Origin of the sequence: Deinococcus carri, from assembly GCF_039545055.1 — a bacterium.
Lineage (GTDB): Bacteria > Deinococcota > Deinococci > Deinococcales > Deinococcaceae > Deinococcus > Deinococcus carri.
Genome location: NZ_BAABRP010000007.1, coordinates 170,001 through 174,666, shown reverse-complemented (window position 1 = coordinate 174,666; position 4,666 = coordinate 170,001). Strand labels below are relative to the sequence as shown.

General features: G+C 65.5%; 10 protein-coding genes (1 of these 10 running past the window's edge). 9 read left to right on the top strand and 1 reads right to left on the bottom strand.

Going from position 1 to position 4,666, the window contains the following annotated elements; genetic code table 11:
• The 9 genes from ABEA67_RS11060 to ABEA67_RS11020 form a co-directional block, all read left to right on the top strand.
• On the top strand, positions 1 to 127 hold a 127-nt coding region (locus tag ABEA67_RS11060), incomplete at its 5' end, for an EF-Tu C-terminal domain-related protein (RefSeq protein WP_486303784.1).
• 222 nt (positions 128 to 349) lie between these two features.
• Positions 350 to 517 (top strand): 50S ribosomal protein L33, encoded by a 168-nt coding sequence (gene rpmG, locus ABEA67_RS11055; RefSeq protein ID WP_027459995.1) that lies wholly within the window; start codon positions 350 to 352, stop codon positions 515 to 517.
• Positions 518 to 595: 78 nt separating this feature from the next.
• On the top strand, positions 596 to 775 hold the full coding sequence (gene secE / locus ABEA67_RS11050; protein ID WP_345465070.1) for a preprotein translocase subunit SecE: 180 nt from the start codon (positions 596 to 598) through the stop codon (positions 773 to 775).
• Positions 772 to 1,344 carry a transcription termination/antitermination protein NusG gene (nusG, locus tag ABEA67_RS11045; RefSeq protein ID WP_345465068.1) on the top strand — a complete coding sequence of 191 codons (573 nt, stop codon included), beginning with the start codon at positions 772 to 774 and terminating at the stop codon, positions 1,342 to 1,344. Before secE ends, nusG begins: the two co-directional genes overlap by 4 nt.
• Positions 1,345 to 1,503: 159 nt before the next feature.
• Positions 1,504 to 1,938 (top strand): 50S ribosomal protein L11, encoded by a 435-nt coding sequence (gene rplK, locus ABEA67_RS11040; RefSeq protein WP_345465066.1) that lies wholly within the window; start codon positions 1,504 to 1,506, stop codon positions 1,936 to 1,938.
• Positions 1,931 to 2,629: a 50S ribosomal protein L1 gene (gene rplA / locus ABEA67_RS11035; RefSeq protein WP_345465064.1), complete on the top strand. Its 699-nt coding sequence runs from the start codon at positions 1,931 to 1,933 to the stop codon at positions 2,627 to 2,629. The genes rplK and rplA overlap by 8 nt, the downstream gene beginning before the upstream one ends.
• Before the next feature lie 187 nt (positions 2,630 to 2,816).
• Positions 2,817 to 3,329, top strand: a complete 513-nt coding sequence (gene rplJ, locus ABEA67_RS11030; protein WP_345465062.1) for a 50S ribosomal protein L10 — start codon at positions 2,817 to 2,819, stop codon at positions 3,327 to 3,329.
• A gap of 48 nt (positions 3,330 to 3,377) precedes the next feature.
• Positions 3,378 to 3,746: a 50S ribosomal protein L7/L12 gene (gene rplL / locus ABEA67_RS11025; protein ID WP_345465060.1), complete on the top strand. Its 369-nt coding sequence runs from the start codon at positions 3,378 to 3,380 to the stop codon at positions 3,744 to 3,746.
• 190 nt (positions 3,747 to 3,936) lie between these two features.
• Complete coding sequence (locus ABEA67_RS11020; RefSeq protein ID WP_345465058.1) at positions 3,937 to 4,203, top strand: cold-shock protein; 267 nt, start codon at positions 3,937 to 3,939, stop codon at positions 4,201 to 4,203.
• 226 nt (positions 4,204 to 4,429) lie between these two features.
• Here the strand turns inward: ABEA67_RS11020 and ABEA67_RS11015 are convergent, their stop codons facing one another.
• Positions 4,430 to 4,666, bottom strand: the end of a protein-coding gene (locus ABEA67_RS11015) for a hypothetical protein (RefSeq protein WP_345465056.1). It continues 543 nt past the right edge of the window; the window shows 237 of its 780 coding nt (coding positions 544–780); its start codon lies off the right edge, out of view; it ends in the stop codon at positions 4,430 to 4,432.

The following is a 4,666-nucleotide window of genomic DNA, read 5'->3' as shown; positions in this document are numbered from 1 at the left end:
TGGGGACAACGTGACGTTCACGGTCGAACTGATTAAGCCCATCGCCATGGAAGAAGGCCTGCGCTTCGCCATCCGCGAAGGTGGCCGCACCGTCGGCGCCGGCGTCGTTACCAAGGTCCTGGAGTAACTTCCAGCGCCGCAGCGGGGGAGGCCAGCCGGTCTCCCCTCTTGCCTTGGGAGATAGAACCAGAGGTCGGCCGGTGGGTGGACACCTGCTCCCCGACTGCCTATAATCCGAATGTTGCCCGCCACAAGGCGGGCTTTTACCAGCGACTTCACCCCCGGGTGAGGGGCTGGGAGCGCCGGCCGGCGGGGGATGCCTGCCCAAAGGCGCGAAAGGAGCAACAACATGGCGAAGGACGGACCGCGCATCATCGTGAAGATGGAAAGCACCGCTGGCACGGGCTTCTACTACACGACCACCAAGAACCGCCGCAACACGCAGGCCAAGCTGGAACTGCGCAAGTACGACCCCGTGGCGAAGAAGCACGTCGTGTTCAAGGAGAAGAAGGTCTGATGTCCGGCTGGGCTGCCTGGGCGGCCCGGCAGGAGGTCGGCTTTCTCTTCAAAGACGCCAAGCGGGCAAGGTGAGCGCATGAATCTGATGCAGTACTTGCGGGACTCGCGCGAAGAACTGGCGCGGGTAACCTGGCCGACGCGCCAGCAGGTGATTGACGGCACGCAGGCCGTGCTGATCTTCGTGATCGCCCTGACCCTGATCGTATTCGTGATGGACTTCGTGTTCGGCCATCTCATCCGGGCGGTGCTGCAATGAGTATCGAGTGGTACGCCGTCCACACCTACGTGGGCCAGGAAGACCGCGTGCAGCAGCATCTGCTGGAACGCGCCAGGAAGCTGGGCATGCACCACACCAAGATCTTCCAGGTGCTGCAACCCACCGAAAAGGCGGTCGAGCTTCAGGAGGGCGGCAAGAAGGTCGAGGTCGAGCGCAAGCTCTTTCCCGGCTACGTCTTCGTGCAGATGGACGTCGAGGACGATGACGCGCCCGGCGAGTTGGGCGAGTCATGGGAAGTGGTGCGCGGCACGAGCGGCGTGACCGGCTTTGTCGGCACGGCCACACGCCCGGTGCCTCTCTCCCCCGAGGAAGTGCACCGGCTCCTCGCCTCGGTGGGCGTGGCCGCGCAACCCCAGGAGGAGGCCGCGCCGCGCGTGAAGGTGGACCTCAAGCCTGGCGATATGGTCCGGGTCACGGGTGGCCCCTTCGCGGATTTCAGCGGCGTGGTCAGCGAGGTCAACGCGCCCCAGGCCAAGGTCAAGGTGCTGGTCAGCATCTTCGGGCGCGAGACGCCGGTCGAGCTGGACTTCGCGCAGGTCAGCAAGTAAACACACGCAGGGGCCAGGCTTGGCAGAAGCCATCTGGCCCTGTACACTGGAAAAGTTGCTGCCGTGAAGGGTGCCCTGAGCGGCAGAACTTAGCGCCAGCACCCCGCCGCCCATCGCCGCCCGGCTGGGGGCGTGCCGGGGGAGCTAAGGAGGACGCACATGAAGAAAGTCACAGGGCTTGTCAAGCTCCAGCTGCCCGCGGGCAAGGCCACCCCGGCCCCGCCCGTCGGCCCCGCGCTGGGTCAGTACGGCGCGAACATCATGGAGTTCACGAAGGCGTTCAACGCGCAGACGGCCGACAAGGGTGACGCGATCATCCCCGTCGAGATCACCATCTACGCGGACCGCTCCTTCACCTTCATCACCAAGACGCCGCCCATGAGCTACCTGATTCGCAAGGCCGCCGGTCTGCAAAAAGGCAGCGCCACGCCCAACAAGGCGAAGGTCGGCAAGTTGAACTGGGATCAGGTCCTGGAAATCGCCAAGACCAAGATGCCCGACCTGAACGCCGGGAGCGTCGAGGCCGCCGCCAACACCGTGGCGGGCACCGCGCGCAGCATGGGCGTCACCATCGAGGGAGGCCCCCATGCCTAAGCACGGCAAGCGTTATCGCGCCCTAGTCGAGAAGGTGGACCGCAACAAGCAGTACACCATCGACGAGGCCGCCGCCCTGGTCAAGGACATCGCCACCGCCAAGTTCGACGAGACGGTGGAAGTGCACTTCCGGCTGGGCATCGACCCCCGCAAGAGCGACCAGAACGTGCGTGGCACGGTCGCCCTGCCCCACGGCACCGGCCGGACCGTGCGCGTGGCTGTGATTACCAAGGGTGACAACGTGGCCGCCGCCGAGGCTGCTGGCGCGGACGTGGTCGGCAGCGACGAGCTGATCGAGCGTATCGCGGGCGGCTTCATGGACTTCGACGCCGTGGTCGCCACCCCCGACATGATGGCCCAGGTCGGCCAGAAGCTCGCGCGCCTGCTCGGGCCGCGTGGCCTGCTGCCCAACCCCAAGAGCGGCACCGTCGGTCCCGATGTGGCGGGTATGGTGCGTGGCCTCAAGGCCGGCCGCATCGAGTTCCGCAACGACAAGACCGGCGTGGTTCACGCCCCCATCGGGAAGGCCAGCTTCGATCCGGCCAACCTCAGCGCGAACTACCAGGCGCTCGTCTCGGCCCTGGAAGCGGCCAAGCCCGGCAGCGCCAAGGGCGTGTACCTGCGCAGCGCCTACCTGACCAGCACGATGGGGCCGAGCATTCCCCTCACGCTGGGCAGCGCCCAGGCCTGAGCTTTTTCGGGGAGGGGAACATCTGCCCTCCCCCGCTGACTTCAGCACCCCGGTGCGCTTTTTTGCACCTCCCAATTTCGGCATCGTAGACAGCGGGGACCCTTGCCAGGTTTAAACATCCCGCCGAGTTGTCAGGGCGCGAAAGACAGCGCACCTGGACTTGTTCACCACAAAGGAGGTTCCCAACGTGGCGAACGAACGGAATCAGCAGAACCTGAGCAGCCTGAGAGGCAGCCTGACGGGCATCGAGACGTTCTACGTCGTCGATTACCAGGGCCTGACCGCCGGACAGCTCAGCCGTCTGCGCAAGGACATCCGCGAGAAGGGTGGGCAACTGATCGTTGCCAAGAACACCCTGATCAACCTCGCCCTTCAGGAAGGCGGCCGTGACTTCGGCGACGCCCTGAAAGGCCCCAGCGCCCTGGTGCTGGCCCATGAGGACCCCGCTGGCGTCGCCAAGGCGCTCAGCGACGCGGCCAAGGGCAACGACCGTGGCATCCCCGCCGTGAAGGGCGGCCTCGTCGAGGGCAACCGCGTGGACGTGCGCATGATCGAACGTCTGGCGAGCCTCGGCAGCAAGCAGAGCCTTCAGGGCGAGTTCGTGGGCGTGCTCAGCGCGCACCTCAGCAACTTCGTCGGGATCCTCGAAGCGTACCAGGCCAAGCTCGGCGGCGGCGACGCGGCCGAAGCCCAGGGCTAACCCCCTTTTCCCTCTCTCAACCCAATCCAATTACCGGAGGACCACACCATGGCTTACGACAAGCAGGCTCTGATCGACCAGCTCAGCACCCTCACCATCATGGAACTCGCCGACCTCATCGACGGCCTCAAGGAACAGTGGGGCGTGACCGCCGCTGTGGCCGTCGGCGGTGGCGCTGGCGCGGCTGCGGCTCCCGCTGCCGAAGAGAAGACCGAGTTCGACGTCGTGCTGGTGGACGCGGGCGCGAGCAAGATCAACGTCATTAAGGAAATTCGCGCCATCACCGGCCTGGGTCTGAAGGAAGCCAAGGACCTCAGCGAGAAGGGCGGCGCGCTGAAGGAAGGCGTCAGCAAGGACGACGCCGAGAAGATGAAGGCCCAGCTCGAAGCGGCTGGGGCCAAGGTCGAACTCCGCTAATCCCCTGCCCCACCGGGTGTGCACCCCCTGCCCTGCGGCGGGGGGCTTTCTTTTTGTAATCTATCTCACTCTTTCCTGTGGATGGACCCGCCATAGTGGTCGAGTCATTTTCCCAGCAAGTCTTTTCAAGAGGCGCAGTATGGTGAAAGACCACGCGCCGCTTTTGCTGAGGAAGGGCAAGGAGTTGAAGATGGCTGTAGGCAAAGTGAAGTGGTTCAACGCGGAAAAAGGCTTCGGGTTTATCGAGACGGAAGGCAGCGACGACGTGTTCGCGCACTTCAGCGCCATCCAGGCCCAGGGCTTCAAGAAGCTCAACGAGGGTGACGAGGTCGAGTTCGAGATCGAACCCGGTCAGCGTGGCAAGGGTCCCCAGGCCAAGAACATCGTCGTGACGAAGGCCGCCCCGGCCCCCGCCTACGGCGACCGTCCCCAGCGCCGCGACAACAACCGCTGGTAAGCGGCAAGACTCACAAGTTCAACCCCCCCACCGCAAGGTCGGGGGGTTTTGTTATGGCGGGCGGTGACGGACGTGCAGCTGTCTCCAGGCTGGAACACCACCTCTCCCACCTGGCTTTACCGCACGACATGAGCGGTCACCCAGAGCGCCCCCTTCGTCACCCGCGCTGCTCATCCCTGTGGAAAGCCGACGGCCCGGAGCGTGACGCCTTCCGGGCCGTCCCGGCTCACCGCAGCTCCCGCCGCAGCCCCGCCGCCATCTGGAACCATTCCCGCTCCTGGCGGCGGTAGAGGCCAGTCGCCCGCTGCTCGGTCTTGGCGAGGGCGTCCAGCAGTGCCTTGGCCTCCTCCCGTCTCCCCTGCCGCAGCAGAAAGGCGGCGTAGCGGGCGCGAGGTTCCTCCGTGGTCGCGGCCGTCATCGCCTCGCGGTAGGTCGCGTCAGCCTCGGCAGCCTTGCCCTGGGC

Bases quoted from the DNA above. Each gene is read 5' to 3' on its own strand.
- rplL (WP_345465060.1), top strand. From the start codon at position 3,378: ATGGCTTACGACAAGCAGGCTCTGATCGACCAGCTCAGCACCCTCACC.
- nusG (WP_345465068.1), top strand. From the start codon at position 772: ATGAGTATCGAGTGGTACGCCGTCCACACCTACGTGGGCCAGGAAGAC.
- ABEA67_RS11020 (WP_345465058.1), top strand. From the start codon at position 3,937: ATGGCTGTAGGCAAAGTGAAGTGGTTCAACGCGGAAAAAGGCTTCGGG.
- rplK (WP_345465066.1), top strand. From the start codon at position 1,504: ATGAAGAAAGTCACAGGGCTTGTCAAGCTCCAGCTGCCCGCGGGCAAG.
- rpmG (WP_027459995.1), top strand. From the start codon at position 350: ATGGCGAAGGACGGACCGCGCATCATCGTGAAGATGGAAAGCACCGCT.
- rplA (WP_345465064.1), top strand. From the start codon at position 1,931: ATGCCTAAGCACGGCAAGCGTTATCGCGCCCTAGTCGAGAAGGTGGAC.
- secE (WP_345465070.1), top strand. From the start codon at position 596: ATGAATCTGATGCAGTACTTGCGGGACTCGCGCGAAGAACTGGCGCGG.